This is a genomic window from Mesorhizobium sp. WSM4840 (assembly GCF_055811755.1).
Genome location: NZ_JBVVQD010000102.1, coordinates 1 through 1,043, shown reverse-complemented (window position 1 = coordinate 1,043; position 1,043 = coordinate 1). Strand labels below are relative to the sequence as shown.

Below are 1,043 nucleotides of genomic sequence, written 5' to 3'. Positions count from 1 at the left end.
GCTAGAAAAGCCGGCGCCACCTTCGCGCTGGTTGGCGCGCTTTCTCTCATCATCGGTGCGTTCATCGCCAGCGCAGCGGCTGCGTTAGGCGGCAAGCAGCGTGACGACGAAGAAGACGCGCTCTATCTCACAGCCAGTCGAGGCTGAAGACCTCTACTCCCGGCCGACCCAGAGGGTCGGCCGGGACTCCATCTCCCGCCGCTCTCCCTTGCTATTGTGCAGTGCAGCAACGATATTGCTGCACGCGCGTTGCACAGATTGCCGTCCATTCCGGGCGTCAGAACAGGGACGGCTCCATTGCGAAAAATCTCCGAGACCATCGCCCGCCTCGCCGCGCTGCAGGCGCGACATGCCACGCATACCGCCGAACTCGGTGCGTCAGACCTTCTCCAGACGCTGGCCGACTTCGGTACCAATCCTGGCGGGTTGGGAGCGAAGTTCTACATTCCCAATGACCTATCCAAGGCCACCCCGCTCGTAGTCGTGCTGCATGGCTGCACACAGAACGCGGCCGGCTATAACCATCATTCCGGCTGGTCCCCACTCGCCGACGAGGCTGGCTTCGCGCTGCTCTTTCCCGAACAGCAACGCGGCAACAATCCGAACCTCTGTTTCAACTGGTTCCAGCCTGGCGACACCAAGCGTGGTTCGGGCGAGGCGCTTTCGATTCGCCAGATGATCGAGACGATGGTCGTCACCCACGGTCTCGACCGAAGGCGAATCTTCGTCACCGGCCTCTCGGCCGGAGGCGCAATGGCAGCGGCCATGCTGGCGACCTATCCGGAAGTGTTTGCCGGCGGTGCGTTGATTGCCGGCCTGCCCTACGGCAGCGCAACGACAATCCCGGAGGCCTTCGATCGCATGCGCGGCCACGGCGGTCCTTCGGAACAGGATCTGCAACGGGCCCTCCGCGGCGCAACGGATCATCGGGGACCGTGGCCGAGGATTTCGATTTGGCACGGTGCCGCTGACCACACGGTTTCGCCTTCCAACGCGGAAGCGATCGCAGGCCAATGGCGGGGAGTCCACCGGCTTGAGAAAGC

1 protein-coding gene is annotated in these 1,043 nt (G+C 63.5%); it reads left to right on the top strand.

The window, feature by feature from the left end:
- Positions 1-297: 297 nt before the first annotated feature.
- On the top strand, positions 298-1,043 hold a 746-nt coding region (locus AC0L3I_RS36865; RefSeq protein ID WP_473530224.1), incomplete at its 3' end, for an extracellular catalytic domain type 1 short-chain-length polyhydroxyalkanoate depolymerase.